Origin of the sequence: Streptomyces flavofungini (assembly GCF_014650815.1) — a bacterium.
Taxonomy (GTDB): Bacteria; Actinomycetota; Actinomycetes; order Streptomycetales; family Streptomycetaceae; genus Streptomyces; species Streptomyces flavofungini.
In genome coordinates, this window is record NZ_BMVR01000008.1 from 239,306 (window position 1) to 264,789 (window position 25,484).

At 71.6% G+C, this 25,484-nt stretch carries 24 protein-coding genes and 3 tRNA genes; 9 read left to right on the plus strand and 18 right to left on the minus strand.

What is annotated here, in order from left to right; translation table 11 throughout:
* Positions 1–95 precede the first annotated feature (95 nt).
* From rpmG to IE274_RS22525, 3 genes are all read right to left on the minus strand, one after another.
* Positions 96–260 carry a 50S ribosomal protein L33 gene (gene rpmG / locus IE274_RS22515; RefSeq protein ID WP_003956487.1) on the minus strand — a complete coding sequence of 55 codons (165 nt, stop codon included), beginning with the start codon at positions 258–260 and terminating at the stop codon, positions 96–98.
* An 88-nt stretch (positions 261–348) separates the two neighbouring features.
* Positions 349–421, minus strand: a tRNA-Met gene (locus tag IE274_RS22520).
* Between the two features lie 50 nt (positions 422–471).
* Positions 472–544: transfer RNA gene (locus IE274_RS22525), tRNA-Thr, on the minus strand.
* 302 nt (positions 545–846) lie between these two features.
* Between IE274_RS22525 and IE274_RS22530 the strand changes: the two genes are divergently transcribed.
* The gene (locus IE274_RS22530; RefSeq protein WP_229909723.1) at positions 847–2,295 is read left to right on the plus strand and encodes an amidohydrolase family protein; all 1,449 of its coding nucleotides are present in this window, start codon (positions 847–849) and stop codon (positions 2,293–2,295) included.
* Between the two features lie 257 nt (positions 2,296–2,552).
* Complete coding sequence (locus IE274_RS22535; RefSeq protein WP_190117648.1) at positions 2,553–3,209, plus strand: SDR family oxidoreductase; 657 nt, start codon at positions 2,553–2,555, stop codon at positions 3,207–3,209.
* Between the two features lie 22 nt (positions 3,210–3,231).
* Here the strand turns inward: IE274_RS22535 and IE274_RS22540 are convergent, their stop codons facing one another.
* A complete protein-coding gene (locus IE274_RS22540) occupies positions 3,232–3,456 on the minus strand; it encodes a hypothetical protein (RefSeq protein WP_033263997.1) in 225 nt (74 codons plus the stop codon).
* A gap of 135 nt (positions 3,457–3,591) precedes the next feature.
* Positions 3,592–3,721 (minus strand) — tRNA-Cys (locus IE274_RS22545).
* A gap of 114 nt (positions 3,722–3,835) precedes the next feature.
* On the opposite strand from IE274_RS22545, the gene IE274_RS22550 reads away from it, so the two are divergent.
* The gene (locus IE274_RS22550; RefSeq protein WP_190117649.1) at positions 3,836–4,324 is read left to right on the plus strand and encodes a YajQ family cyclic di-GMP-binding protein; all 489 of its coding nucleotides are present in this window, start codon (positions 3,836–3,838) and stop codon (positions 4,322–4,324) included.
* 117 nt (positions 4,325–4,441) lie between these two features.
* Here IE274_RS22550 and IE274_RS22555 read toward each other — a convergent pair whose 3' ends face one another.
* Entirely contained in the window at positions 4,442–4,708 is a 267-nt protein-coding gene (locus IE274_RS22555; RefSeq protein ID WP_030359052.1) for a GlsB/YeaQ/YmgE family stress response membrane protein, read from the minus strand.
* A 153-nt stretch (positions 4,709–4,861) separates the two neighbouring features.
* Here IE274_RS22555 and IE274_RS22560 point away from each other — a divergent pair, with 153 nt between their 5' ends.
* Positions 4,862–6,142 carry an APC family permease gene (locus IE274_RS22560; protein ID WP_190117650.1) on the plus strand — a complete coding sequence of 427 codons (1,281 nt, stop codon included), beginning with the start codon at positions 4,862–4,864 and terminating at the stop codon, positions 6,140–6,142.
* Positions 6,143–6,232: 90 nt separating this feature from the next.
* Here IE274_RS22560 and IE274_RS22565 read toward each other — a convergent pair whose 3' ends face one another.
* From IE274_RS22565 to IE274_RS22620, 12 genes are all read right to left on the minus strand, one after another.
* Positions 6,233–6,685 carry a YccF domain-containing protein gene (locus IE274_RS22565; protein WP_190117651.1) on the minus strand — a complete coding sequence of 151 codons (453 nt, stop codon included), beginning with the start codon at positions 6,683–6,685 and terminating at the stop codon, positions 6,233–6,235.
* Positions 6,682–7,545, minus strand: a complete 864-nt coding sequence (gene htpX / locus IE274_RS22570; RefSeq protein WP_190117652.1) for a zinc metalloprotease HtpX — start codon at positions 7,543–7,545, stop codon at positions 6,682–6,684. The genes IE274_RS22565 and htpX overlap by 4 nt, the downstream gene beginning before the upstream one ends.
* Before the next feature lie 243 nt (positions 7,546–7,788).
* The gene (locus tag IE274_RS22575) at positions 7,789–9,333 is read right to left on the minus strand and encodes an NADH-quinone oxidoreductase subunit N (protein WP_372447077.1); all 1,545 of its coding nucleotides are present in this window, start codon (positions 9,331–9,333) and stop codon (positions 7,789–7,791) included.
* Complete coding sequence (locus tag IE274_RS22580) at positions 9,330–10,910, minus strand: NADH-quinone oxidoreductase subunit M (RefSeq protein WP_190117653.1); 1,581 nt, start codon at positions 10,908–10,910, stop codon at positions 9,330–9,332. The genes IE274_RS22575 and IE274_RS22580 overlap by 4 nt, the downstream gene beginning before the upstream one ends.
* A gap of 6 nt (positions 10,911–10,916) precedes the next feature.
* Positions 10,917–12,911: an NADH-quinone oxidoreductase subunit 5 family protein gene (locus IE274_RS22585; RefSeq protein ID WP_190117654.1), complete on the minus strand. Its 1,995-nt coding sequence runs from the start codon at positions 12,909–12,911 to the stop codon at positions 10,917–10,919.
* A complete protein-coding gene (nuoK, locus tag IE274_RS22590) occupies positions 12,908–13,345 on the minus strand; it encodes an NADH-quinone oxidoreductase subunit NuoK (protein WP_190117655.1) in 438 nt (145 codons plus the stop codon). Before nuoK ends, IE274_RS22585 begins: the two co-directional genes overlap by 4 nt.
* Positions 13,345–14,097 carry an NADH-quinone oxidoreductase subunit J family protein gene (locus IE274_RS22595; RefSeq protein WP_190117656.1) on the minus strand — a complete coding sequence of 251 codons (753 nt, stop codon included), beginning with the start codon at positions 14,095–14,097 and terminating at the stop codon, positions 13,345–13,347. Before IE274_RS22595 ends, nuoK begins: the two co-directional genes overlap by 1 nt.
* Positions 14,094–14,669 (minus strand): NuoI/complex I 23 kDa subunit family protein, encoded by a 576-nt coding sequence (locus tag IE274_RS22600; RefSeq protein ID WP_190117657.1) that lies wholly within the window; start codon positions 14,667–14,669, stop codon positions 14,094–14,096. The genes IE274_RS22595 and IE274_RS22600 overlap by 4 nt, the downstream gene beginning before the upstream one ends.
* The gene (locus tag IE274_RS22605; protein WP_190117658.1) at positions 14,669–15,637 is read right to left on the minus strand and encodes a complex I subunit 1/NuoH family protein; all 969 of its coding nucleotides are present in this window, start codon (positions 15,635–15,637) and stop codon (positions 14,669–14,671) included. Before IE274_RS22605 ends, IE274_RS22600 begins: the two co-directional genes overlap by 1 nt.
* Positions 15,634–16,941 (minus strand): NADH-quinone oxidoreductase subunit C, encoded by a 1,308-nt coding sequence (locus tag IE274_RS22610; RefSeq protein WP_190117659.1) that lies wholly within the window; start codon positions 16,939–16,941, stop codon positions 15,634–15,636. The genes IE274_RS22605 and IE274_RS22610 overlap by 4 nt, the downstream gene beginning before the upstream one ends.
* Entirely contained in the window at positions 16,938–17,570 is a 633-nt protein-coding gene (locus IE274_RS22615; protein WP_190117660.1) for an NADH-quinone oxidoreductase subunit B, read from the minus strand. The genes IE274_RS22610 and IE274_RS22615 overlap by 4 nt, the downstream gene beginning before the upstream one ends.
* Positions 17,561–17,962 carry an NADH-quinone oxidoreductase subunit A gene (locus tag IE274_RS22620; RefSeq protein ID WP_190117661.1) on the minus strand — a complete coding sequence of 134 codons (402 nt, stop codon included), beginning with the start codon at positions 17,960–17,962 and terminating at the stop codon, positions 17,561–17,563. Before IE274_RS22620 ends, IE274_RS22615 begins: the two co-directional genes overlap by 10 nt.
* 269 nt (positions 17,963–18,231) lie before the next feature.
* On the opposite strand from IE274_RS22620, the gene IE274_RS22625 reads away from it, so the two are divergent.
* The 5 genes from IE274_RS22625 (at position 18,232) to IE274_RS22645 (ending at position 25,466) form a co-directional block, all read left to right on the plus strand.
* A complete protein-coding gene (locus IE274_RS22625) occupies positions 18,232–19,416 on the plus strand; it encodes a sensor histidine kinase (protein WP_190117662.1) in 1,185 nt (394 codons plus the stop codon).
* A gap of 269 nt (positions 19,417–19,685) precedes the next feature.
* Positions 19,686–21,071 (plus strand): sensor histidine kinase, encoded by a 1,386-nt coding sequence (locus IE274_RS22630; protein ID WP_190117663.1) that lies wholly within the window; start codon positions 19,686–19,688, stop codon positions 21,069–21,071.
* Between the two features lie 373 nt (positions 21,072–21,444).
* Positions 21,445–22,152, plus strand: coding sequence for a response regulator transcription factor (locus tag IE274_RS22635; protein WP_233103110.1), 708 nt, complete (start codon positions 21,445–21,447; stop codon positions 22,150–22,152).
* A 304-nt stretch (positions 22,153–22,456) separates the two neighbouring features.
* Positions 22,457–24,391, plus strand: coding sequence for a 2-oxoacid:acceptor oxidoreductase subunit alpha (locus IE274_RS22640; protein WP_190117664.1), 1,935 nt, complete (start codon positions 22,457–22,459; stop codon positions 24,389–24,391).
* The gene (locus tag IE274_RS22645; protein ID WP_190117665.1) at positions 24,384–25,466 is read left to right on the plus strand and encodes a 2-oxoacid:ferredoxin oxidoreductase subunit beta; all 1,083 of its coding nucleotides are present in this window, start codon (positions 24,384–24,386) and stop codon (positions 25,464–25,466) included. Before IE274_RS22640 ends, IE274_RS22645 begins: the two co-directional genes overlap by 8 nt.
* Positions 25,467–25,484: the final 18 nt, after the last annotated feature.

The window sequence follows — 25,484 nt, forward strand, 5'->3', positions numbered from 1 at the left end:
GACGGCGCCGACGCCGGGGCGGCGGCAGGGCGGGTCCGGAAACGCCTCGAGGCCGCCCCCAGTGATCGGGGGCGGCCTCAAGTACTAGCCTGTTTTTATCGCGTTTCGCGGTGCGCGGTGTGCGAGTTGCAACGCGGGCAGTGCTTCTTCATCTCCAGTCGGTCCGGGTTGTTACGCCGGTTCTTCTTGGTGATGTAGTTCCGCTCCTTGCACTCCACGCAGGCCAGCGTGATCTTCGGGCGGACGTCTGTGGCAGCCACGTGAGTGCTCCTTGACGGACGGATGGACGGATGAACGCATAAAAGAGTAGCCGATCGGAGGACCGACCCCACAATCGGCTACTAAGGGTAGCGGTGACCGGACTTGAACCGGTGACACAGCGATTATGAGCCGCTTGCTCTACCGACTGAGCTACACCGCTGCGATGCGCTTCGGCCCCTCGCCCGGAAGCGAGGAACCTTCACACATCAGAGCCCCAATGCGGAATCGAACCGCAGACCTTCTCCTTACCATGGAGACGCTCTACCGACTGAGCTATTGGGGCGAGCGATGAAGACATTACACGGTCGGCCGCCGATCGCCCAAATCCGTTTCGCCAGGGCCGTCCGGGGGCATGACAGCGACCCGAAAAAGGCCGTCCCACCCGCCTCACCAGGGATCACCAGGCCCTCGCACCACAGCAGTACGACTATTGCGCTCCTCCGCGAAGCGGGCTCCCCGCCGTCCTAGGCTCGACCCACGCTGCGTGATCTTGCGTGCCTAGGGGCCGCCGTCCACGCGCGCCCTCGGGTCGCGTCCCGGCACGCCTCGAGCCGCCTGCAGCCGCCCCCGAGCACCAGGAGCGCGATGCCTGACAGCCAGCCGCAGCAGCCCTCTTCGCCCGACTCCCCCGACTCCCCCGATTCCCGGGACCCGCAGGACTCTCAGGACTTCCGGGGCTCGGGCTCTCAGGACTCCCGGGACGCGTGCGACTCCCCGGGCCCTGCGGGCTCCCCGGCTCCGGCACCTTCCGCGCCGCCTTCGGTGTCGCCGTCCGCACCGCCCTCCGGGACACCTTCCGCGCCAACCTCCGCGCTGCTGCTCTGCGGGGCGCGGCTGACGGACGGCAGGACCGTGGACGTACGCCTCGGCGAAGGCCGTATCGAGGCCGTCGGCACGGCGGGCAGCCTCGCCGCGCACGCGGGGCGCCTGGACCTGAGCGGCTATCTCCTGCTGCCCGCGGCGGCCGAGCCGCACGCGCACAGCGACACGGCGCTCAGCGCGCTCGCGGAGGGCCCGGTCCCGGGGGACGTCCAGGACGTGCAGCGGCGCGCCACCGAGGCGGCCCTGCTGCAGCTCGGGCACGGGGCGACGGCGCTGCGTTCGCACGTGCGGATCGGTGACGTGCAGGGCCTGGACGCTCTGCAGGCGGTGCTGCAGGCGCGGCGTTCGCTGCGCGGGCTCGCCGATCTGTCGGTGGTGGCGGTGCCGCGGCTGCTGACCGGGGTGGCGGGCGCGGACGGGATGGCGATGCTGCGGGACGCGGTGAAAATGGGCGCCTCCGTAGTGGGCGGTTGTCCCGATCTGGACCCCGATCCGACGGGGTACGCGGAGGCGGTGCTCGACCTCGCGGCGGAGCACGGCTGCGCGGTCGACCTGCATACGGACGGCGCGGATCCGGCCCGGCTCGCGCGGTTCGCGGCGGCTGCCGGAGGCCTGCGGCCGGGGGTGGCGATCGGGCCGTGCGGCGGGCTCGGGCGGCTGCCGGCCGACGTGGCCGCGCGGGCCGCGGAGCAGTTGGCGGCGGCCGGTGTGACGGTGGTGTGCCTGCCGCAGGGCGGCTGCGGGAGCACGGCGCACGGGGCACGGGCGGGGCGCGCGGGGGCGGAGGACGGCGGGACGGTCCCGATTCGGCTGTTGCGGGCCGCCGGGGTGCGGGTCGCGGCGGGCAGCGGGGCGCTGCGGGACGTGGCGAACCCGGTGGGCCGCGGGGATCCGCTGGAGGCCGCGTACCTCCTCGCGTCCCGGCAGGGGCTGCGCCCCGAGGAGGCCTACGACGCGGTGAGTTCGGCGGCGCGGGCGGCGATGGGGCTGCCCGAGGTCAGGGTGGAGGCGGGGTTCCCCGCGGAGCTCCTCGCGGTACGCGGCGACACCCTCGCCGGGGCGCTGTCCCTGGCGTACAGCCGCATCGTGGTGCACCGGGGGCGCGTGGTGGCGCGGACCAGCGCGGTGCGGGAGTACTGCGACTCGGCGGCCGCGGTGGCGCTCGACCTGCCTCGGCAGGGGCGGGGGCAGGGGGGCGGGGTGGCTTCGTGAGGGGCCGGGCGGGGCGCCTTCCGCGGTGCTGCGGTGCGCCTCCTGAGGGTGCCGCGAATCGCCTCATGCGGGTGCCGCGATACGCCTCCTGAGGGTGCCGCGACGCGTCTCCTGAGGTGCCGCGCTCGGCGCTGCACGCTCTCCGTACGCCGCCGAGTGGCCCCTACGCCTCCGGAGGGGTGGGCCGTGCGGCATGTGGCCCGCGCTGCGGGTCGTTCCGGCCGCGATCATGTGCGGGCTGCCGTACGGTCGGGAGCATGCGCATTGTCATCGCTGGAGGTCATGGTCAGATCGCGCTGCGGCTGGAGCGACTGCTCGCCGCGCGCGGTGACGAAGCCGCAGGGCTCATCCGCAACTCCGCGCACGAGGCCGACCTCCGGGACGCGGGCGCCGAACCGGTGCTGTGCGACCTGGAGTCGGCGTCCGTGGACGAGGTCGCCCGGCACCTGGAGGGCGCGGACGCGGCCGTGTTCGCGGCGGGCGCGGGGCCCGGCAGCGGGGTGGACCGCAAGAACACCGTGGACCGGGACGCGGCCGTCCTGTTCGCGGACGCCGCGGAGCGGGCCGGGGCCCGCCGGTACCTCGTGGTGTCGTCGATGGGCGCGGACCCCGACCACCCCGGCGACGACATCTTCGACGCCTACCTGCGGGCCAAGGGCGAGGCCGACGCGTACGTACGCGGCCGCGACGCCCTGGACTGGACGGTCCTGCGTCCCGGCATGCTGACGGACGACGCCGGTACGGGCCTCGTACGCCTGGAGGCGTCGACCGGCCGCGGCCCGATCCCGCGCGACGACGTGGCCGCGGTGCTCGCGGAGCTCCTGGAGACCCCGGCGACGGCGGGCCTGACCCTGGAACTCATCAGCGGCTCGACGCCGGTCTCGGTGGCGGCGAAGTCGGTCGCGGGCAACTAGCTCCCGGCACCGCTGCCGGGCGTCAGAACAGCGGCAGTTGCCCCGGGAACTCCGGCACCACGTACCCGTCGAGCGCGGGCTGCGCGGCGCCGAGCTGCGCGTGCTGCCGGGAGCCCGGGCACGAGACCAGGTCCCCGGCACCGCGCGGCCCCGGCGGATCGTGGCGGGCGAACCTCCCACCCACGACCGCGATTTCACGACGGCACACGGGGCAGTGTCTGCGACGGGACGAGCTGGACGACGACATAGGTCCCAGTGTGCCCACGTCGGGGCCGGACCTGCGGGAGCCGGAGCCTTCGCGCAGCAGGCCGGAGCCGGAAAGGTCAGAACGAAAAGACCCCCTCCGCTTGCATTTCTGCAAACGGAGAGGGTCTCCTTCATGTGGCGGCGCCAGGATTCGAACCTGGGAAGGCGAAGCCACACCGCCAGGGTTTGCTGCCCGGGGCCGCTCTGCGCGGTGCTCCGTGGCAACGACGTAAACGATACCTGATGACCGGGGGTGCTTCGCCACCCGATTGATCGGCACCCGGCGGGGAGCCAGTGGCTAGGCTTTACGGATGCGGTCGGCGACTAGAAGGCCGTGTACCCGCTGAGTACGCAGACCCCGATACAAGGAGCCACAGGACATGGCCGACTCCAGTTTCGACATCGTCTCGAAGGTCGAGCGGCAGGAGGTCGACAACGCCCTCAACCAGACGGGCAAGGAGATCTCGCAGCGCTACGACTTCAAGAACGTCGGTGCTTCGATCTCCTGGTCCGGCGAGAAGATCTTGATGGAGGCCAACTCGGAGGACCGGGTCAACGCGATCCTCGACGTCTTCCAGTCCAAGCTGATCAAGCGTGGCATCTCCCTGAAGGCGCTGGACGCGGGCGAGCCGCAGCTGTCCGGCAAGGAGTACAAGATCTTCGCCTCGATCGAGGAGGGCATCTCCCAGGAGAACGCGAAGAAGGTGGCGAAGATCATTCGCGATGAGGGCCCGAAGGGCGTCAAGGCACAGGTCCAGGGCGAGGAGCTGCGCGTCAGCTCCAAGAGCCGCGACGACCTGCAGGCCGTACAGGCGCTTCTGAAGGGTCAGGACTTCGACTTCGCGCTGCAGTTCGTGAACTACCGGTAGTTCGTGGGCCGGTCGGCTGGTTCGTGGGCCGGCCGGTCTGCTGAAGTACGACGGAGGGCGGGCACCCGGATCGGGTGCCCGCCCTTGCTGCTGGCTGCAGTCTGTGTCGTGCGCTCGTCAGCGGCGTGAGTGGCCGAAGAGGATGCGGTAGGCGATCAGGAGGACGAGGGAGCCGCCGATGGCCGCGGCCCAGGTCGCGCCGTCGAAGAAGTGGTCGGCGATCGGGCGGTCGAGGAAGCGCGCGGAGATCCAGCCGCCCACGAAGGCTCCGGCGACGCCGATCAGCGTCGTGCCGATGAAGCCGCCCGGGTCGCGGCCCGGGAGCAGGAGCTTGGCGGTGGCACCGGCGAGCAGCCCGAGAACGATCCAGCTGATGATGCCCATGGTGACCTGCCTTTTCGTGCGTCTGACTGCGTACGTGTCGCTGCGTGCGTGTGGCTGCGTGTGTGTGGCTCTTCGTACCTTTTCGCGCGTTGTTGCCCTAAGGGACGTAGCGCGGGGCGCGTGCGGTTCCCCCGTGTCAGTAGGGTGCGGCACATGACACAGCGGGTGGGGCCCCAGGGTGCTCCTGGGGCGGTGGGGCTGCGGCGGACCCTGGGGGTCTTCGACGCGGTCGTGATCGGGCTCGGCGCGATGGTGGGCGCCGGGGTCTTCGCCGTGCTCGGGCCCGCGGCGGGCGCGGCCGGTTCGGGGCTGCTGATCGGGCTCGGCGTCGCCGCCGTCGTCGCGTACTGCAATGCCGTGGCCTCGGCTCGGCTCGCGGCGCGCTATCCGGCGTCGGGCGGGACGTATGTGTACGGGCGGGAGCGGCTCGGGGAATTCTGGGGGTATCTGGCGGGCTGGGCGTTCGTCGTCGGCAAGACGGCCTCGTGCGCGGCCATGGCGCTGACCGTGGGGGCGTACGCGTGGCCGGGGCAGGCGCACGCGGTCGCGGTGGCCGCCGTCCTCGTGCTGACCGCCGTGAACTACCTGGGCGTGCAGAAGTCGCTGTGGCTGACCCGGGCGATCGTCGTCGTGGTGCTGGCGGTGCTCGTGGCGGTGGTCGGCGTCTGTCTGGGGTCGGCGGGCGCGGACGCGGGGCGCCTCGAGGTCGGGCTCTCCGACGGCGGGTTCGGCGGGGTGCTGCAGGCGGCGGGGCTCTTGTTCTTCGCTTTCGCCGGGTACGCGCGCGTGGCGACGCTCGGCGAGGAGGTACGCGATCCGGCGCGGACCATTCCGCGGGCGGTGCCGTCGGCCCTCGGCATCGCGCTGTGCGTGTACACGGGCGTGGCGGTGGCGGTCCTTTCGGTGCTCGGGCCCGGCGGGCTCGCGGACGCCTCGGCTCCGTTGGCGGACGCCGTGCGGGCGGCGGGGGTGCCGGGGCTGGTTCCCGTGGTGCGGGTGGGGGCGGTGGTGGCGGCGCTCGGTTCGCTGCTCGCGCTGGTCCTCGGGGTGTCGCGGACGACGCTGGCGATGGCTCGGGACCGTCATCTGCCGGGGGTGTTCGCGGCGGTGCATCCGCGCTTCCAGGTGCCGCACCGCGCGGAGTTGGCGGTGGGCGTGGTGGTCGCCGTGCTGGCGGCGACGGTGGATGTGCGGGGCGCTGTCGGCTTCTCGTCGTTCGGGGTGCTCGTGTACTACGCGATCGCCAACGCGTCCGCGTGGACGCTGGGTTCGGCGCTCCGCGCGCGCGTGGGGCCCGCGGTGGGCCTCGCCGGGTGTGTGACGCTGGCGTTCGCGCTGCCGGGGGCTTCGGTGGTGACGGGTGCGGCGGTGCTGGCCGTGGGGGCCGCCGCGTACGGGGTACGGAAGAAGGTCGGGGGCGCGGCGCCGCGGTGAGGGGCATGGGCGACCGCAGCCCGTCGGGGGCGACTGCCGACCGGTGCGGCGAGCACCCCGCCGACCGCTCGGCGGCGGAGGCGGCGCGTCCTACCAGCCCTGGCCGCCGGGCGGCGGCCCCTGCGGGCCGCCCGCTGCGGACGTGCCGAACGAAGCCGCCGTGAACGGCTCGTCCGTGGGCACGATCTCGCGGCCCAGCGGCAGCAACGAGATGGGGATCATCTTGAAGTTGGCGAGGCCCAGCGGGATGCCGATGATCGTGACGCAGAGCAGCAGGCCGGTGAAGACGTGGCCGAGGGCGAGCCACCAGCCCGCGAGGATCACCCACAGGACGTTGCCGATCAGCGAGGGCGCGCCCGCGTCCCTGCGCTCGACCGCCTTGCGGCCGAAGGGCCACAGCGCGAACAGGCCGATGCGAAACGACGCGAGGCCGAACGGGATGCCGATGATCGTGATGCACAGCAGTACGCCCGCGAACAGGTAGAACAAGCACATCCACAGGCCGCACAGGATGAGCCAGATGACGTTCAGAACTGTCTTCACTGTTGACGACCTGCCATCTGCTCGAGCCGGGCGATGCGCTCCGCCATCGGCGGGTGGGTGGAGAACAGCTTCGACATGCCCTGTCCGGGCCGGAACGGATTGGCAATCATCATATGGCTCGCCGTTTCGAGCCTGGGCTCCGGCGGCAGCGGCAACTGCTTGGTACCGGCGTCGAGTTTGCGCAGGGCACTGGCGAGAGCCAGCGGATCGCCGGTGAGCTGCGCGCCGGACGCGTCGGCCTCGTACTCCCTGGAACGACTGATGGCGAGCTGGATGATGGACGCGGCGAGCGGGCCGAGAAGCATGATCAACAACATGCCGAAGATGCCGGGCCCGTCGTTGTCGTTCGAGCGGCCAATCGGAATCAGCCAGGCGAAGTTGACCAGAAACATGATGACCGAGGCGAGTGCTCCGGCGACCGAGGAGATCAGGATGTCCCGGTTGTAGACATGACTCAGCTCGTGGCCGATGACGCCGCGCAGCTCGCGCGGGGTGAGGATGCGCAGGATGCCGTCCGTGCAGCAGACGGCCGCGTTGCGCGGGTTGCGGCCGGTCGCGAAGGCGTTCGGCGCCTCGGTCGGTGAGATGTAGAGGCGGGGCATGGGCTGGCGGGCCTGGGTGGAGAGCTCGCGCACCATCCGGTACAGCTCGGGGGCCTCGAACTCGCTCACCGGGCGCGCCCGCATCGCGCGCAGGGCCAGCTTGTCGCTGTTCCAGTACGCGTACGCGTTCGTACCGACCGCTACGAAGAGCGCGATGATCAGGCCCATACGCCCGAAGAAGCTGCCGATGACGATGATGAGTGCGGACAGTCCCCCGAGGAGTACGGCGGTCTTCAGCCCGTTGGTCCGGCGGTGCACGGTACGCCCTCCTGGTGGTGCGCGGGGGAACCCTCTGCTGGCTGGTGCTTCCACTGTTCAGTGGACCCTCCCTTACTGGTCAACGCCAGGCGGAGGGTGCTAGTTCCCTTGTGCGCTCAGGAGCGGTGTGGGCCGCGCGGGTGACGGGGCCGGGCCGGTGTCGTACTCCCGGCTCGGCGGGCGTCGTGCGCTGTGCTCAGCCGAGGCCGTGCCCCCGTGCCCGGCCCACGCCGTGCCCCGTGCTCAGCGGACGCCGTGCTCCGCGAACTGGAGGACGAGCTGGGGCGCCCCGGAGAGGGCGACGCCGAGCACGGCGGTGACCGCGATGGCCGCGGTGAGGGGAGCCGGGACGTGGTGCTTGGCGGGCTCGCCCGCGGGGGCGCGGAACAGCAGGGCCGTCCACTGCAGGTAGTAGTAGAGCGCGATCACCACGTTGGCCGCCATCACGACGGCGAGCCAGCCCAGGCCCGCGTCGACCGCCGTGGAGAACACGGTGACCTTCGCGAACAGGCCGATGATGCCCGGCGGCAGCCCGGCGAGGCAGAGCAGGAAGAAGGCCAGGACCAGGGCCGACAGGGGGCTCTTCGCGTACAGGCCCCGGTAGTCGCTGACACGGTTCAGCTTCTGCGTGCGGCCGACCAGGGCGGCGACGGCGAACGCTCCGAGGTTCACGGCGGCGTACATCAGGGCGTACGCGACGGTGGCGCCGGTGGTCTCCAGGACGTCGGTGTGGCGGTCGGCGTACCCGGCCGCCGCGATCGGCACCAAGAGGTAGCCCGCCTGGCCGACCGAGGACCAGGCGAGCAGCCGGACCGCGCTGTACGCGCGCGTGGGCTGCTGCCTCAGGGCGGCGACGTTGCCGATCGTCATCGTGAGGGCGGCGAGCGCGGCGAGCGCCGGGCCCCAGACGTCGGCGTACTCCGGGAAGGCGACGACCGTGACGAGGATCAGGCCGGTGAAGCCGACCGCCTTGCCGACGACCGAGAGGTACGCGGCGACGGGCAAGGGCGCGCCTACGTAGGTGTCGGGCACCCAGAAGTGGAAGGGGACGGCGGCCACCTTGAAGGCGAAGCCGACGAGGGTGAGGACGACGCCGGTCTGCGCGAGCGTGTCCAACTGGCCGTCGACGTTCCCGAGCTTCTCGCCGAGCTCGGTGAGGTGCATGGTGCCCGTCGCGGCGTACACGAAGCTGACGCCCAGGAGGGTCACGGCGGTCGCGGTCACCGAGGACAGGAAGAACTTCAGGGCCGCCTCGGAGGACCGCTTGTCGCCACGCTTGAGGCCGACGAGCGCGAAGGCGGGCAGCGACGCCACCTCCAGGGCGACGACGAGGGTCGCGAGGTCGCGGGAGGCGGGCAGCAGGGCGGCGCCGGCGGCCGAGGAGAGCAGCAGGAACCAGTACTCCCCTTCGGGGAGTTCCTTGTCGGCGTTCCGCGCGTCCTTGAGGGCGGTCAGCGACAGGAGGGCGGTGAGCAGCGCGCCGCCGATGACGAGGAGTTGGATGACGAGGGTGAACTCGTCGACCGTGTAGCTGCAGGCGGTGGCCCGGGGGCCGCTGAGGCAGAACGTCGAGCGGCCGGCGCCGGAGCCGGTCAGCGGCAGCAGGAACAGGCCCGCCGCGACCAGGCCCGTGAGGGAGATCCAGCCGAGCAGGTGCTTGTTGCGCTCGCTCAGGAACAGGTCGGCGACGAGGACCACGAGGCCGACGACCGCCACGATCGTGGGCGGTGCGACGGCCACCCAGTCGACGGACTGGATGAGGCTCGCGGTGGATTCGGCGGCGATCACGACTTGCCTCCTGCGAGGAGCTGCTGGACGGCCGGGTCGGTGAGGCCGAGGAGGGCCGCGGGCCAGAGGCCGGCGAGGACGGTGAGGGCGACGAGCGGGGTCCAGGCGGCGAATTCGTAGCCCTGGACGTCGGCGAGCCGCGGTGCCTCCTGGACCGTCGCCGTCGGGCCCATGCAGACACGGCGTACGACGATGAGCATGTACGCGGCCGTGAGCAGGGTGCCGAACGCGGCGATCGCCATGAACGTGAGGAACGCCGGGCGGCTGAGGTCGTCGGCGGGTTTGAACGCGCCGAACAGGGCGAGCATCTCGCCCCAGAACCCGGCGAGTCCGGGCAGCCCGAGCGAGGCGACGGCGCCGAAGGCGAGCAGGCCGCCGAGGCGCGGCGCCTTGCCGTACAGGGCGGCGCCGGACTCCTTGGCCAGGGTGTCGAGGTCGCTCGTGCCGGTGCGGTCCTTGAGCGCGCCGACCAGGAAGAACAGCAGGCCGGTGATGAGGCCGTGGGCGATGTTGGCGAACAGCGCTCCGTTCACGCCGGTCGGCGTCATGGTCGAGATGCCGAGGAGCACGAAGCCCATGTGGCCGACGGAGGAGTACGCGATGAGGCGCTTGAGGTCGCCCTTCGCGCCGGGCCGCGCCAGGGCCAGGCAGGCCAGCGATCCGTAGATGATCCCGACGACGGCGAGCGCGGCGAGGTAGGGCGCGAACGTCTCCATCCCGTCGGGCGCGATCGGCAGCAGGATCCGGACGAACCCGTACGTACCCATCTTCAGCAGGACGCCGGCGAGCAGGACCGAGCCGACGGTGGGCGCGGCGGTGTGGGCGTCGGGGAGCCAGCTGTGCAGCGGCCACATCGGCGTCTTGACCGCGAGCCCGATCCCGATCGCCAGAACGGCGATGACCTGCACGGATGTGCTCAGCTCACGGTCGTTGTCAGTGGCGAGTGCCACCATGTCGAAGGTGCCCGCCCTCAGCCCGATGAGGAGCAGGCCGAGCAGCATGACGACGGAGCCGAGCAGCGTGTAGAGGATGAACTTCCAGGCGGCCTGCGTTCGTTGGGCGCCGCCCCAGCGGGCGATGAGGAAGTACATCGGGATGAGGACCATCTCGAAGGCGAGGAAGAACAGCAGCAGATCGAGGACGGCGAAGGTCGCGAGGGTGCCGGACTCCAGGACGAGGATCAGCGCCACAAATGCCTTGGGGGACGGCCCGGTCGGCATTTTGAAGTAGCTGTACAGCGCGCAGAGGAAGGTCAGCAGCGCGGTCAGGACCAGAAGGGGGAGGGAGATGCCGTCGATGCCGAGATGGATGCGCACGTCGAGCGCGGGGATCCAGCTGATGTCCGTCGTCGCCTGCATCTTCGATGGGTGGTCGTGGTCGAAGCCGAGCGCGAGGACGATCGCGGCGAGCAGGATCACGCCGGTCACGGTCACACCGTGGCGCAGCACGGCCTGGTCCGGGGACTTCCCCTTGAGCCCGGGCGGGGCCGGGAGGAGAGCGGCCACGGCGCCGACGAGCGGGCCGACGACGATCAACGCGAGAAGGAACTGCATCACTGACTCACTGATACCGATCACTGCTGCTCACGCTCCGGCGGTGGCGACGAGGACGGCGGCGACCGCCAGGACGACGGTGCCCGCGAGCAGCGCGCTCAGATAGGTCTGCACGTTGCCGGTCTGCGCGCGGCGGACGGCCGCGCCGAGCCAGCGGGGTGCGGTGCCGGCGGCGCGGACGTACGTGTCGACGACCTCGCGGTCGAGGAAGCGGACGAGGCCGGCGGCGGCCTGGACGGGGCGGACGAACAGGGCCGCGTAGAGGGCGTCGAGGTGGAAGCCGACGGCGGCGTGGCGGTGCAGCGGGCCGAGCAGGAGGCGGCCCGGGTCCGCCGGGTCGGGGGCGCTCGCGACGTCGCCGTACGCCGGGGCGTGGGTGGCGATGGCCTCGGCCTCGACCTGGCTCGCGTCGGCGTCCGGGTGCGCGGCGACCGCGCCGATCGGGACGCGGGCGGCGAGGGCCGTGGTGTGTCGCCAGGCGCCGTACGTGACCAGGGCGCCGACGAGGGCGACGCCCGTGCCGAGGACGGAGGTGGTGAGGGTCGGGGCCAGTTTGTGGCCGTCGAACCAGTCCGGGAGGGTGCCGACGGTCACGCCGAAGGCGAGCGAGGGGACAGCGAGGACCCACAGGACGGAGGTCATGGCGACGGGCTGCCTGCCGTGGTCCGGGGCCTCGGCTCCCCTGCCGTGGAAGGCGAGCAGCCACAGGCGGGTCGCGTACGCGGCGGTCAGCAGGGCGGCGGCCAGGCCCGCGACGAGAACGATCCAGCCCGCCGCGGCGGGGGCGGTCCCGGTGTGGCCGGTGGCCGTGTGCTCGGCGGCGCCGAGGACGGCCTCCTTGGAGAAGAAGCCGCTGAACGGCGGGATCGCGGCGAGCGCGAAGAGCGCCACGGTCATCGTCCAGTAGGCGTCGGGGACACGGTCGCGCAGGTCCTTCATGCGGGACATCGCGGCCAGCGAGTTGGTGCCCGCGGCGTGGATGATCACGCCCGCGGCGAGGAACAGGAGCGCCTTGAAAGCGCCGTGCGACAGGAGGTGGAAGACGGCGGCGCCGCGGTCGCCGACGGCGAGGGCGCCGGTCATGTAGCCGAGCTGGCCGATCGTCGAGTACGCGAGGACGCGCTTGATGTCGTCCTGCGCGAGCGCGGCGAGGGCCGAGCCGGCCATCGTGACGGCGGCCATGACGGCGAGGACGACCAGCGCCGCCGCGGAGGCGGCGAACACCGGGAGGAGCCGGGCGACGAAGTAGACACCGGCGGCGACCATCGTCGCGGCGTGGATGAGCGCGGAGACGGGCGTGGGGCCCGCCATCGCGTCGGGCAGCCAGGTGTGCAGCGGGAACTGCGCGGACTTGCCCGCGACGCCCGCGAGGAGCAGCAGGGCGATGAGGGTGGGGTGGTCGAGGCCGCCGTTCGCGACGGCGGCAAGGATCTTCGTGATCCGGAACGAGTCCGCGTCCACGGCGAGGGCGAACAGGCCGATCAGGAAGGGGACGTCGCCGAGCTTGGTGACCAGGAAGGCCTTGAGGGACGCGGCGCGGGCCTCGGGCGTCTCCCAGTAGTGGCCGACGAGGAAGTACGAGCAGATGCCCATGATCTCCCAGCCGACCAGGAGCACCATCAGGTCGCCGGAGTAGACGACGAGCAGCATCGCGGCGGTGAACAGGGAGACGAGGGCGGCGTACGAGGGGTAGCGCGGGTCGTCGCGCAGGTAGGCCGTCGAGTAGATCTGCACGCAGGAGGCGACGACGCCGACGAGGACGGCGACGAGGGCCGCGAAGCCGTCGATGTGCAGGGCGAGGTCGATGGGGACCGAGCCGGTGGGGGTGAGCTGGGTGGCCGCGTCCACGGCCTTGTCGCCGCCCTGGCGCGCGGCCACGACGGCGGCGAGCCCGAGCGAGGTCAGGGCGGGCAGCACCGCGAGGGGCCGGACCAGGCCGGGCACGGTGCGGCCGAGCAGCAGACCGGCGACGGCGCCGAGGAACGGCAGGAGGGGGACGAGGACGGCGAGGGTGGTCGTGGTCACGCGGTGGCCTCAGCCTTCTGCGACGCCTTGGCCGGAGCGGACACGCCGGGCTCGTCGGCCTCGTCGGGTTCCTCGGCGGCGGCGCCTTCGGAGTCGCCGTCGTCATCGCCGTCGCCGCCGTCGTCGGGCAGTTCGGCGGTGTCGCGGAGGTCGTCGACGGCGGAGGTGCCGCGGTTGCGGTAGACGGCGAGGACGATCGCGAGGCCGATGCCGATCTCGGCGGCGGCGATGGCGATGGTGAACAGGGTCAGGGCCTGGCCGGAGTGCAGGGCGTCGCGCAGCCAGACGTCGAAGGCGACCAGGTTGAGGTTGACGGCGTTGAGCATCAGCTCGACGGACATCAGGACGAGGATCGCGTTGCGGCGGGCGAGGACGCCGTACAGGCCGACGCAGAAGAGGAGGACGGCGAGGACGGCGGGATAGGCGAGGTGCATCAGCGGGTCCTCTCCGTCTGGTCCGCCTGGTCCGACTGGCTCGTCTGGCCCGACTGGCTCGTCTGGCCCGACTGGCTCGTCTGGCCCGACTGGCTCGTCTGGCCCGACTGGCTCGTCTGGGCCGACTGGGCCTTCGGGTCCGACTGGGCCCTGGGGGCCTTCGGGGTCGGGCGGCCGTTCCGGTTCTGGCGGCCGTTGCCGCCGGGCTCGTCCTTGGACTTGCGGGAGAGGACGATCGCGCCGACAAGGGCGGCGAGGAGCAGGACCGAGAGGGCCTCGAAGGGCAGGACCCAGTGCCGGAAGAGGACCGAGCCGGTGACGTCGGTGGTGCCCTGCGGCTTGTCGAGCTTGATCCACTGGGTGCGGAAGGCGTCCACGACGACCCAGACCAGGGCGGCGGCAGCGGCGAGGGCCACGGCGAGGGCGGCGGGCCGGTTGCCCGAGTCGGCGTCCGGGGAGCGGCCGATGGGCGCCCGGGTGAGCATCAGGCCGAAGAGGAGGAGGACGACGACGGAGCCGACGTAGATGAGGACCTGGACCCAGGCGATGAACTCGGCGGTCAGGAGCAGGTACTCGACGGCGAGGCCGCCGAGCGCGACGACCAGCCAGAGCGCGGCGTGCACGAGCTGGCGGGTGGTGACGGTGATGATCGCGGCGCCCAGGGTGACGAGGCCGACGAGCACGAAGGCGATCTCGACGCCGGTCGGGGAGAGGAAGCCCTGGGGGGCGTCGGCGGCGACGTGGAGGTTCACTCGTCCCCCTCCGGCTTGGGCGCGGGCGCGGTGTCCGGCTCGGGTTCCTGCTCGGCGGCCAGTTTGTCGGCGGCCTTGCGGGCGGCGGCGAGTTCCTTGGGCTCCTCGGCGCCGGGGTCCAGGGCGGGCGGGGCGGGGACGGTCCACATCCAGTCGCGGAGCTTGTCGCGCTCGTGGGTGAGTTCGTGGATGTCGGTCTCGGCGTACTCGAACTCCGGGGACCAGAACAGCGCGTCGAAGGGGCACACCTCGATGCAGATGCCGCAGTACATGCACAGCGAGAAGTCGATCGCGAAGCGGTCGAGGACGTTGCGGCTGCGCTCGCGGCCGCCGGGGGCCGCCGCCGGGACCGTCTCCTTGTGGGAGTCGATGTAGATGCACCAGTCCGGGCACTCGCGGGCGCACAGCATGCAGACCGTGCAGTTCTCCTCGAAGAGGCCGATGACGCCGCGGGTGCGGGGCGGCAGTTCGGGCTGCACTTCGGGGTACTGCTCGGTGACGGTCTTCTTCGTCATCGTACGGAGGGTGACGGCGAGGCCCTTTGCTAGGCCTGACCCTGGGACCGGGGGCATCAGTTGATCGCCACCTTCACGATTCCGGTGAGCGCGATCTGCGCGAGGGCGAGCGGGACGAGGAGGACCCAGGAGAGCTTCTGGAGCTGGTCCTCGCGGAGCCGGGGGTAGGTGACGCGCAGCCAGATCACGATGAACGCGAGGACGGCGGTCTTCAGGAGCGTCCACACCCAGCCGAGCCCGTCGGCGCCCCACGGGCCGTGCCAGCCGCCCAGGAACAGGACGGTGGTCAGGCCGCACAGGACGACGATCCCGGCGTACTCGGCGAGCAGGAAGAGGGCGAAGCGCAGGCCCGTGTACTCGGTGTACGCGCCGAAGATGATCTCGGAGTCGGCGACCGGCATGTCGAAGGGCGGGCGCTGGAGTTCGGCGAGCCCGGCGACGAAGAAGACGATCGCGCCGACGATCTGCCAGGGCAGCCACCACCACTCGAAGGCGGCCACAATGCCGGGCAGCGAGACCGTGCCCGCGGCCATCGCCACGGACGCGGCGGCGAGCAGCATCGGCAGCTCATACGCGAGGAGCTGGGCCGCGGTGCGCAGACCGCCGAGGAGGGAGAACTTGTTGGCCGAGGCCCAGCCCGCCATCAGGGAGCCGAGGACGCCGACGCCCATGACGGCGAGCACGAAGAAGATGCCCGCGTCGATGACCTCGCCGACGGCGCCCTCGCCGGGGCCGATCGGGATGGCGAGCAGCACGAGCAGGTACGGGAGGAGGGCCACGGCCGGGGCGAGCTGGAAGACGCGGCGGTCGGCGTCGGCCGGGACGATGTCTTCCTTCTGGGCGAACTTGACGCCGTCGGCGACGAGTTGGGCCCAGCCGTGGAAGCCGCCCGCGTACATGGGGCCGAGGCGGCCCTGCATGTGGGCCATCACCTTGTGTTCGGTCTGGCCGATGACCAGGGGCAGCGTGAGGAAGACGACGAAGACGACGAGGAGTCGCAGGGCGACGTCGAGGGCGTCGTTCACTGCGGGCCTCCTGGGCGGTTCTCGGGGTCGTCGGGGGCGGGGGCCGGTTCGGTTTTCGGTGCCTCCGGAGCATCGGGCTCGGCCGGGGCGACGGGGGCCTCTGCGGTTGGCGGGGCCTCTGCGGCCGGAGCCTCTGCGGCCTCAGAAGCCTCTGCGGCGGCTTCCGGAGCCTGTGCGGCGGCTTCCGGAGCCTGTGCGGCGGCTTCCGGAGCCTGTGCGGCCGGAGCCTCCGCGGCCTCAGAAGCCTCCGATGCTTCGGGAGTCTTCGGCGCTTCCGGAGCCTCCGGTTTCGCGGCCTGCGCGGCTTCCGGAGTGATCTCGTCGAAGGCTGGGCGCGCGTTGTGCCAGGGAGCCTCGTCCTTCGCCCTCGGGGGCGCCACGGGTTCCGTTGCCGGAGCCGCCCGACCAGCGGGGGTCGTCGAGTCGACCGGAGCGGCCGGGGCGGTCGAGTCGACCGGGGCCGCCGGACCAGCCGGAGCAACCGGGGCGGCCGGACCAGCCGGACCACCCGGAGCCGCCGGAGCCGCCGGACCACCCGAAGGCACCGGAGCCGCCGGCTCCCCCGCCGCACCCTCCGCCTGCTGCGAAGCCGACCCCTGCGAAACGCTCCGCGCACGCCGTGCCGGAGGGGCTGCCTCCGTCTGGCTGGCGGACCCCTCGCCCGTCGTCCGCGTACGCCGTGCCGGGCGCTCCCCCGCGCCCCGCCCCGCCCCGCGCGCGGGCCGTGCGGGAGCGGCCGGAAGCTGTCCCTTCAGCGGGCCCCACTCGTTGGGGTCGGGCACGCCGGGCGGCAGCATCTGGCGTCGCTTCGGGCCGCCGTGCTCGGACTCCCCGGGCTCCTTGGCACCCGGCCAGGCCTTCGCGACGCGCGCCGCGAGGACGAAGTCCTTGCGCAGCGGGTGGCCCTCGAAGGTCTCGGGCAGCAGCAGCGGTACGAGGTGGGGGTGGCCGTCGAAGCCGACGCCGAACATCTCGTGGGTCTCGCGCTCGTGCCAGGCCGCGCCCGCGTAGACGTCGACGGCGGTCGGCAGGGTGGGCGCCTCGTGCGGCACGGTCGTGCGGACGAGCAGGCGGCGCACCGGGGACAGGGCGACGACGTGTGCGGACACGCGGAAGCCGGTGCCCGGTTCGTCGACGGCGCTGAGCCAGTCGAAGTAGGTGCAGCCGAGCTCGTCGCGGGCGGTGCGCAGGGCGTCGGTCCAGGAGGCCACGGGCACGTCCACCGTCAGGACCTCGTACGACTCCTCGGCGGTGGCCTCAGCGCCGAACAGCTCCTCGACGGGAGCGGGCAGCCAGCCGGTCATCCGGCGTCCTCCCCCGTCACCGGCGCGGCGCCCGGCACGGGCGGTGCGACCAGGCCGCTCCGCAGGGCCGCCGTGGACGGCCGCGCCCCGCTCGCTCCGTAGCGCTCGCCGAGCGACTCGCGGGCGATCTTCTCCTGGAGCTTGAGGATGCCCTGGAGCAGCGCCTCCGGGCGCGGCGGGCACCCGGGGACGTACACGTCGACGGGGATGATCTGGTCGACGCCCTTGGTGACGGAGTACGAGTCCCAGTAGGGGCCGCCGCAGTTGGAGCAGGCGCCGAACGAGATGACGTACTTGGGCTCCGGCATCTGCTCGTACAGGCGTTTCACGGCGGGGGCCATCTTGTCCGTGACCGTGCCGGAGACGACCATCAGGTCGGCCTGGCGCGGGCCGGGCGCGAACGGGATCACGCCGAGGCGGATGAAGTCGTGCCGGGCCATGGAGGCCGCGATGAACTCGATGGCGCAGCAGGCGAGGCCGAAGTTGAAGACCCACAGGCTGTAGCGGCGGCCCCAGTTGAGGACCACCTTCATCGGCTCGGGGGCGAGGCGGGACAGGACGCCCAGCCTCTTCGGCTCCGGGAGGAGCACGGGCTCCGCCTGCGGCGCGGGCTCCTGGTTCACGTCCATGTGAGGACGCCCTTCTTGTATGCGTACAGCAGGCCCACGGCCAGGAAGCCGAGGAAGATGAACATCTCGACGAGGGTCGCGGCGCCGTATCCGGGCGCGGCGAAGACCGTCGCCCACGGGAAGAGGAAGATCGAGTCGACGGCGAAGATGACGTAGAGGAACGCGTAGACGTAGTAGCGGACCTGGGTGTGGGCCCAGCCGTCGCCGACGGGGTCGACGCCGCACTCGTAGGTGAGCAGTTTCTCCGGGGTCGGTACGACGGGCCGCAGGAGCCGGCCCGCGCCGAAGGCCACGGCGACGAACAGCACGCCCACGACGGCGAGCAGCCCGACGACGGAGTACGACTCGAAGTAGCTCGCCGCGACGTCCGTGTGGTGCGTCGTCACTGGCACCTCAGCCCCTCACTCCCGAAACTCACTGCCCACACTCGACTCCCACGCGTGTCCCGCACGCGCGTTACCGCTGCGCCGCCACGCCGGTTCCACGAAGCGACTTGCCGTCACGCCTGTTCGACGATCTGTACGCACGGGAGTCTAGGGCCTGCTAAAGACGAGGTAAGCAGACCGTCATGGCCAAGCATGGGCCGGGTGGGGTTATCCACAGTGCGATCCGGCGGTCCCCCTCATGGCGCGAGCGCGGCGCGGCGGGCACCCTTTGCGGTATGACCGCAAGCACCACGTCCCTGGAGGCCCCGCGAGAGGGCCCGCCACCTGCCCGTTTCGCCTACGACGTGCACACCTGGAAGGAGATCGCGCATCTCCTGGTGAACCTGCCGATCGGCATCGCCGGTTTCATGTACGTGGTGACGGCGCTGGGCATCGGCGGCGTCCTTTCGGTGACGGTGATCGGCCTGCCGCTGCTCGCGTTCGCGCTGTTCGGCGCGCGCCTCATCGGCAAGGCGGAGCGCTGGCGGGCGCGGCTGCTGCTCGGCGTCCGGATCGAGGAGCCGAGCCCGATGCCGTCGCCGTCACGGCGCGGCGGCAGCTTCCTCAACTGGCTCTGGTCCACCCTCAAGGACCCGGTGGGCTGGCGGACGATGCTGTACTGCTTCATCCGGCTGCCGTGGGCCGTGGTGACGTTCACCGTCATGAGCGTCGGGGTGTTCCTGCTGTGGCCGGTGCTGCCGTTCATCGCGCGGGGGCTCGCCAACGCCGACCGGGCGATGGTGCGGGGGCTGCTGTCGCGCTCCGACGAACTGGAGCGGCGCATCGCCGAGCTGGAGTCGGACCGGGGGGTCGTCGTCGACACCGCCGCGGCCGACCTGCGGCGCATCGAGCGGGACCTGCACGACGGCGCGCAGGCGCGGCTCGTGGCGCTCGCGATGGGGCTCGGCCTCGCCAAGGAGAAGCTCCTCGAGGACCCGGAAGCGGCGGCGGCGATGGTCGGCGAGGCGCACGGCGAGGTGAAGCTGGCGCTGCAGGAGCTGCGGGACCTGGCGCGCGGCATCCACCCGGCCGTCCTCACCGACCGCGGCCTCGACGCCGCGCTGTCGTCGGTCGCCTCGCGCTGCACGGTGCCGGTGAAGGTGACCGCCGACCTGCCGACGCGGCCGGCGGCCGCGATCGAGGGCATCGCCTACTTCACCGTCTCCGAACTCCTGCAGAACGTGAGCAAGCACAGTGGGGCGCGGACGGCGAGCGTCGAGGTGTGGCGCTCCGACCAGCGCCTGCTCATACAGGTGTGGGACGACGGCCACGGCGGCGCCAGCCTGGACGGCGGCACGGGCATGGCGGGCCTCGCGGACCGGCTCGGCGCGGTGGACGGCCTGTTCATCATCGACTCGCCGCCCGACGGTCCGACGACGATCACGGCGGAGCTGCCGTGGCGGGATCGCAACGAGGGCTGACGGCTGTCCCGGGGCTGACGGCTGTCCCGGGGCTGACGGCTGTCCCGGGGCGGGACGTTGTGCCGGTGCGGGCCGGTCGTGCCGGTCGTGCCGGTTGCGCCCGCGGCGCCTCGCACCACTCGCGGGGTAGGGAAAACCCCCCGTTCAAGACGCCGACCCACTCCATGGTCGTGACTGGGCGCCGGCGCGCACTCTGGGGGTACGACACGGGGAAGCCCACGCGGAGCACGCTGAGGCCGCGCGGGGCCGAGCAGAAACGGATGACACCGATGGCCACGGACTACGGACAGGGGTACGGACACGTCATGGAAGCCGACGTCGAGGACCACCGGGGCCGCGGCAGCCACCACGGCGGCGGGCGCGGCGAGGGCCTGCTGCAGCGCCTCCCGGTCGGGCTGCGCGCACCGCTCGAAGGGCGCACCTGGCGTGAGCTCCTGTACGTGCTGCTCTCGTTCCCGATCAGCATCGTCTCCTTCGTCTTCGCGGTCACGATGCTGTCCGTCGGAGTGGGGCTGCTGGTCACGTTCATCGGCATTCCGGTGCTCGCCCTGGGGCTGACGGCCTGCCGCGGGTTCGGCGCCCTGGAGCGGATCCGGGCCCGGACCCTGCTCGACGTGGAGGTGCAGAACCCGCACCCGCTGCAGCCCCGCGACCGCGGCTTCATGGCGTGGATGGGGGCCGTCCTCAAGAGCGGCGTCTCCTGGCGGCACGTCCTGTACGCGGTGCTGCACATGCCGTGGGCGGTCTTCTCGTTCGTCGTGACGGCGATCTTCTGGACGTACGGCTGGGCGATGTTGACGTACCCGCTGTGGTTCTGGCTGTTCCCGGTCTACGGGGGGCAGGACGGGATCCAGCTCTACGGAGACGACGGTCACCGGATATACCTGGACAACCCCTTTGAAATCGGCCTCACCGCCGGTACCGGCCTGCTCGTCACGCTCGCCACGCCCTGGATCGTCCGCGCCCTGACCACCGTCGACCGGCTGCTCGTCATCGGCCTCCTCGGCCCCTCCCGCCTGGTGTCACGTGTCGTCGAGCTGGAGTCGGACCGGGGGGTCGTCGTCGACACCGCCGCGGCCGACCTGCGGCGCATCGAGCGGGACCTGCACGACGGCGCGCAGGCCCGGCTCGTCGCCCTCGCCATGGACCTCGGGCTCGCCAAGGAGAAGCTGGCCGAGGACCCGGAGGCGGCGGCCCGGATGGTGGACGAGGCGCACGGCGAGGTGAAGGTCGCCCTGCAGGAGCTGCGGGACCTGGCGCGCGGGATCCACCCCGCCGTGCTGACCGACCGGGGACTCGACGCCGCGCTCTCCGCGCTGTCGGCCCGGTGCACCGTGCCGGTGGACGTCGAGGTGGACCTGCCCGCACGGCCCGCTGCCGCCATCGAGGGCATCGCCTACTTCACCGTGTCCGAGCTGCTGCAGAACATCAGCAAGCACAGTGGGGCGGGGCGGGCGTCCGTGGACGTGTGGAAGGTCGAGGATCGGTTGATGCTGCAGGTCAGTGATGACGGGCGGGGTGGGGCCGATGTGTCCGCCGGGTCCGGGCTTGCGGGGCTCGCCGAGCGGTTGGACGCGGTGGACGGGATCCTGGTGGTCGAGTCGCCCGTAGGGGGGCCCACGTTGATCACGGCCGAGTTGCCCTGGCGGGGCTGAGGGCTCGCGCGGCGCCTGGACCCGGAGGGGGCGCCCTGGCCCACCCGGAGGGGACACCTGGACCCGGAGGGGGCGGGTGTCCCCTCCGGGTGGGCCAGGCCGCGGGGACAGGCCGCTGGACCAGGCCGCGGGGACAGGCCGCCCCCAACCGGCGCTTCGCGCCTCGTCCTCAAATTCCCCCGAGCTCTTGAGGAGCAGGGGACTCCCACGACGGGCTGAAAGATTCGCCGGGTCGGCTGAGAAGTGACCATGGCGGGCTGAAAGGCGCCGCAGGCGCGCCCCGTAACGGCGGAGCCCATCTCGGAGTCGTACGACACTCTTCACCTCAGCCCGGCGCGGGCTCGTCCGAATGCTGGGATGCTGGAGCCTGTCAATGGGGCGGGGACAGGCTGTGGGGGTCCGGAACATCGTGGAGGACAAGGTGCGGGTGGTCATCGCCGAGGATTCAGTGCTGCTCAGGGAGGGCCTGACCCGGTTGCTGACCGACCGTGGGCACGACGTCGTCGCAGGGGTCGGGGACGCTGAGGCGCTGATCAAGACGATCACCGAGCTCGCGGAACAGGGCACGCTGCCGGACGTCGTGGTCGCGGACGTGCGGATGCCGCCGACGCACACCGACGAGGGGGTGCGCGCAGCCGTGCTGCTGCGCCAGCGCCATCCGGGGCTCGGTGTGCTGGTGCTCTCGCAGTACGTGGAGGAGCAGTACGCGACGGAGCTGCTCGCCGGGTCCAGCCGGGGCGTGGGCTATCTGCTCAAGGACCGGGTCGCCGAGGTCCGGGAGTTCGTGGACGCGGTCGTGCGCGTCGCCCAGGGCGGCACCGCGCTCGACCCCGAGGTGGTGGCGCAGTTGCTCGGGCGCAGCCGCAAGCAGGACGTCCTCGTGGGCCTCACCCCGCGCGAGCGGGAGGTCCTCGGTCTGATGGCGGAGGGGCGGACCAACTCGGCCATCGCCCGCCAGCTGGTCGTCAGCGACGGCGCCGTCGAGAAGCACGTCAGCAACATCTTCCTGAAGCTCGGGCTCTCGCCCAGTGACGGGGACCACCGGCGGGTACTCGCGGTCCTGACCTATCTCAATTCCTGATGGCGAGCACTGAGCTCCGGTCCTGAACCGACGGCCCGTCGTCCCGCCACCGGGACAAGGTCACGCACAGCGACACCGCACCACCGCAGCACGGTCCTAGAACCAAAGGATGAGCGGAGAGCGTCTTCATGAAAGGCCGGGGGGCGAGTCACAGCATGACAAACCAGGGCATCAAGCTGTCTCAAAGGTGCGTCCACCATGCGAGCGGCCCTAAGAAGGTGACCCTTACCGACGTAGGGTGGGCGATGGGAGGGCAGGGCGGCCTGCCGCTCCCGCACAGCCGCCTCGAGGGAGGTCCAGTTCAGTGACCAGCCAGGTCAGTAGCCCGGCCGAGCAGGCCGACGGAGCCGTCGTAGGAGAGCAGCGCAGGGCCGCTGCGGGCGAGAAGGATGTACGCCGCCTCGACCGGGTGATCATCCGGTTCGCGGGTGACTCCGGTGACGGCATGCAGCTCACGGGTGACCGGTTCACTTCCGAGACGGCGTCCTTCGGCAACGACCTGTCGACGCTGCCGAACTTCCCCGCCGAGATCCGCGCCCCCGCCGGGACGCTGCCCGGCGTGTCGTCGTTCCAGCTGCACTTCGCGGACCACGACATCCTCACCCCGGGCGACGCGCCGAACGTGCTGGTCGCGATGAACCCGGCGGCCCTGAAGGCGAACATCGGCGATGTGCCGCGCGGCGCCGAGGTCATCGTGAACACGGACGAGTTCACCAAGCGCGCCATGCAGAAGGTGGGGTACGAGACCTCGCCGCTGGAAGACGGTTCGCTGGACGGCTTCCAGGTGCACCCGGTGCCGCTGACCACGCTGACGGTGGAGGCGCTGAAGGAGTTCGACCTCTCGCGGAAGGACGCGGGGCGGTCGAAGAACATGTTCGCGCTCGGGCTGCTCTCGTGGATGTACCACCGGCCGACCGAGGGCACCGAGAAGTTCCTCAAGACCAAGTTCGCCAAGAAGCCGGAGATCGCCGCCGCGAACATCGCCGCGTTCCGCGCGGGCTGGAACTTCGGCGAGACGACCGAGGACTTCGCGGTCAGCTACGAGGTGGCGCCCGCGGCCAAGGCGTTCCCCACGGGCACGTACCGCAACATCTCCGGCAACCTGGCCCTGTCGTACGGCCTGATCGCGGCCGCCCGCCAGGCGGACCTGCCGCTGTACCTGGGCTCGTACCCGATCACGCCGGCCTCGGACATCCTGCACGAGCTGAGCAAGCACAAGAACTTCGGCGTGCGGACCTTCCAGGCCGAGGACGAGATCGCGGGCATCGGCGCGGCGCTCGGCGCGGCCTTCGGCGGCTCGCTGGCCGTCACGACCACCTCCGGTCCCGGTGTGGCGCTGAAGTCGGAGACCATCGGCCTCGCGGTCTCCCTGGAGCTGCCGCTGCTGATCGTCGACATCCAGCGCGGCGGCCCGTCCACGGGCCTGCCGACCAAGACCGAGCAGGCGGACCTCCTGCAGGCGATGTACGGCCGCAATGGCGAGGCCCCGGTGCCGGTCGTCGCGCCGCGCACCCCGGCGGACTGCTTCGACGCCGCGATCGAGGCGGCCCGGATCGCCGTCACGTACCGCACGCCGGTCTTCCTGCTGTCCGACGGCTATCTGGCCAACGGCTCCGAGCCGTGGCGGGTCCCGGAGACCGACGAACTGCCCGACCTGCGCACGCAGTTCGCCTCCGGCACCAACCACACGCTGGCGGACGGCACCGAAGTGTTCTGGCCGTATCTGCGCGACCCGAAGACCCTCGCGCGGCCGTGGGCGATCCCGGGCACGCCGGGCCTGGAGCACCGCATCGGCGGCATCGAGAAGCAGGACGGCACGGGCAACATCTCCTACGACCCGGCCAACCACGACTTCATGGTCCGCACCCGGCAGGCCAAGGTGGACGGCATCGAGGTGCCCGACCTGGAGGTCGACGACGCGACCGGCGACGCCAACCTGCTCGTCCTCGGCTGGGGTTCGACGTACGGGCCGATCACGGCGGCGGTACGCCGACTGCGCGCCGCCGGGCAGAGCATCGCGCAGGCGCATCTGCGCCACCTCAACCCGTTCCCTCGGAACCTGGGCGAGGTCCTGAGGCGTTACGACAAGGTGGTGATCCCCGAGATGAACCTCGGCCAGCTCGCCACGCTCGTCCGCGCCCGATACCTGGTGGACGCGGTCTCGTACAACCAGGTCAACGGCATGCCGTTCAAGGCCGAGCAGCTCGCCACGGCTCTCAAGGAGGCCATCGATGGCTGACACCACGCTCGCGGGGCCCACAGGTTCCGAGACGCTTCTGAAGCTCGTGCCCAAGGCCGAGGGCAAGCAGTCCATGAAGGACTTCAAGTCCGACCAGGAAGTGCGCTGGTGCCCCGGCTGCGGCGACTACGCGGTGCTGGCCGCCGTGCAGGGCTTCATGCCCGAGCTCGGCCTGGCCAAGGAGAACATCGTCTTCGTCTCCGGCATCGGCTGCTCGTCCCGCTTCCCGTACTACATGAACACGTACGGGATGCACTCCATCCACGGCCGCGCCCCGGCCATCGCGACGGGCCTCGCCTCCAGCAGGCGCGACCTGTCCGTCTGGGTCGTCACCGGTGACGGCGACGCGCTGTCCATCGGCGGCAACCACCTCATCCACGCGCTGCGCCGCAATGTGAACCTGAAGATCCTGCTGTTCAACAACCGGATCTACGGCCTCACCAAGGGGCAGTACTCCCCGACCTCCGAGGTCGGCAAGATCACCAAGTCGACACCGATGGGCTCGCTCGACGCACCCTTCAACCCGGTGTCGCTCGCGATCGGCGCGGAGGCGTCCTTCGTGGCGCGGACGGTGGACTCCGACCGCAAGCACCTCACCGAGGTGCTCCGCCAGGCCGCCGACCACCCGGGCACGGCGCTCGTGGAGATCTACCAGAACTGCAACATCTTCAACGACGGCGCCTTCGAGGTCCTGAAGGACAAGCAGCAGGCCGAGGAGGCCGTGATCCGCCTGGAGCACGGCGCGCCGATCCGCTTCGGCACGGACAGCTCCAAGGGCGTCGTCCGCGACCCGGCCACCGGCGATCTGAAGGTCGTCGCGGTCACGCCGGAGAACGAGCGCGACATCCTGGTCCACGACGCCCACTCCGCGTCCCCGACCACGGCCTTCGCCCTGTCCCGCCTCGCCGACCCCGACACCCTGCACCACACGCCGATCGGCGTCTTCCGCAGCGTGGACCGGCCGGTGTACGACACGCTGATGGCCGACCAGCTCGACGCGGCCATCGAGCAGCGCGGCAAGGGCGACCTCGCGGCGCTGCTCGCCGGTGGCGACACCTGGACGGTCGTCGGCTAGCCCGCCCGTTCGGCGCGC

Bases quoted from the DNA above. Each gene is read 5' to 3' on its own strand.
- IE274_RS22555 (WP_030359052.1), bottom strand. From the start codon at position 4,708: ATGGGCATCATCAGCTGGATCGTTCTCGGGCTGCTCGCCGGTGCCACC.
- IE274_RS22550 (WP_190117649.1), top strand. From the start codon at position 3,836: ATGGCCGACTCCAGTTTCGACATCGTCTCGAAGGTCGAGCGGCAGGAG.
- IE274_RS22600 (WP_190117657.1), bottom strand. From the start codon at position 14,669: ATGCCCCCGGTCCCAGGGTCAGGCCTAGCAAAGGGCCTCGCCGTCACC.
- nuoK (WP_190117655.1), bottom strand. From the start codon at position 13,345: ATGCACCTCGCCTATCCCGCCGTCCTCGCCGTCCTCCTCTTCTGCGTC.
- IE274_RS22625 (WP_190117662.1), top strand. From the start codon at position 18,232: ATGACCGCAAGCACCACGTCCCTGGAGGCCCCGCGAGAGGGCCCGCCA.
- IE274_RS22560 (WP_190117650.1), top strand. From the start codon at position 4,862: ATGACACAGCGGGTGGGGCCCCAGGGTGCTCCTGGGGCGGTGGGGCTG.
- IE274_RS22645 (WP_190117665.1), top strand. From the start codon at position 24,384: ATGGCTGACACCACGCTCGCGGGGCCCACAGGTTCCGAGACGCTTCTG.
- IE274_RS22530 (WP_229909723.1), top strand. From the start codon at position 847: ATGCCTGACAGCCAGCCGCAGCAGCCCTCTTCGCCCGACTCCCCCGAC.
- IE274_RS22615 (WP_190117660.1), bottom strand. From the start codon at position 17,570: ATGGACGTGAACCAGGAGCCCGCGCCGCAGGCGGAGCCCGTGCTCCTC.
- IE274_RS22540 (WP_033263997.1), bottom strand. From the start codon at position 3,456: ATGTCGTCGTCCAGCTCGTCCCGTCGCAGACACTGCCCCGTGTGCCGT.
- IE274_RS22610 (WP_190117659.1), bottom strand. From the start codon at position 16,941: ATGACCGGCTGGCTGCCCGCTCCCGTCGAGGAGCTGTTCGGCGCTGAG.
- IE274_RS22535 (WP_190117648.1), top strand. From the start codon at position 2,553: ATGCGCATTGTCATCGCTGGAGGTCATGGTCAGATCGCGCTGCGGCTG.
- IE274_RS22630 (WP_190117663.1), top strand. From the start codon at position 19,686: ATGGCCACGGACTACGGACAGGGGTACGGACACGTCATGGAAGCCGAC.
- IE274_RS22635 (WP_233103110.1), top strand. From the start codon at position 21,445: ATGGGGCGGGGACAGGCTGTGGGGGTCCGGAACATCGTGGAGGACAAG.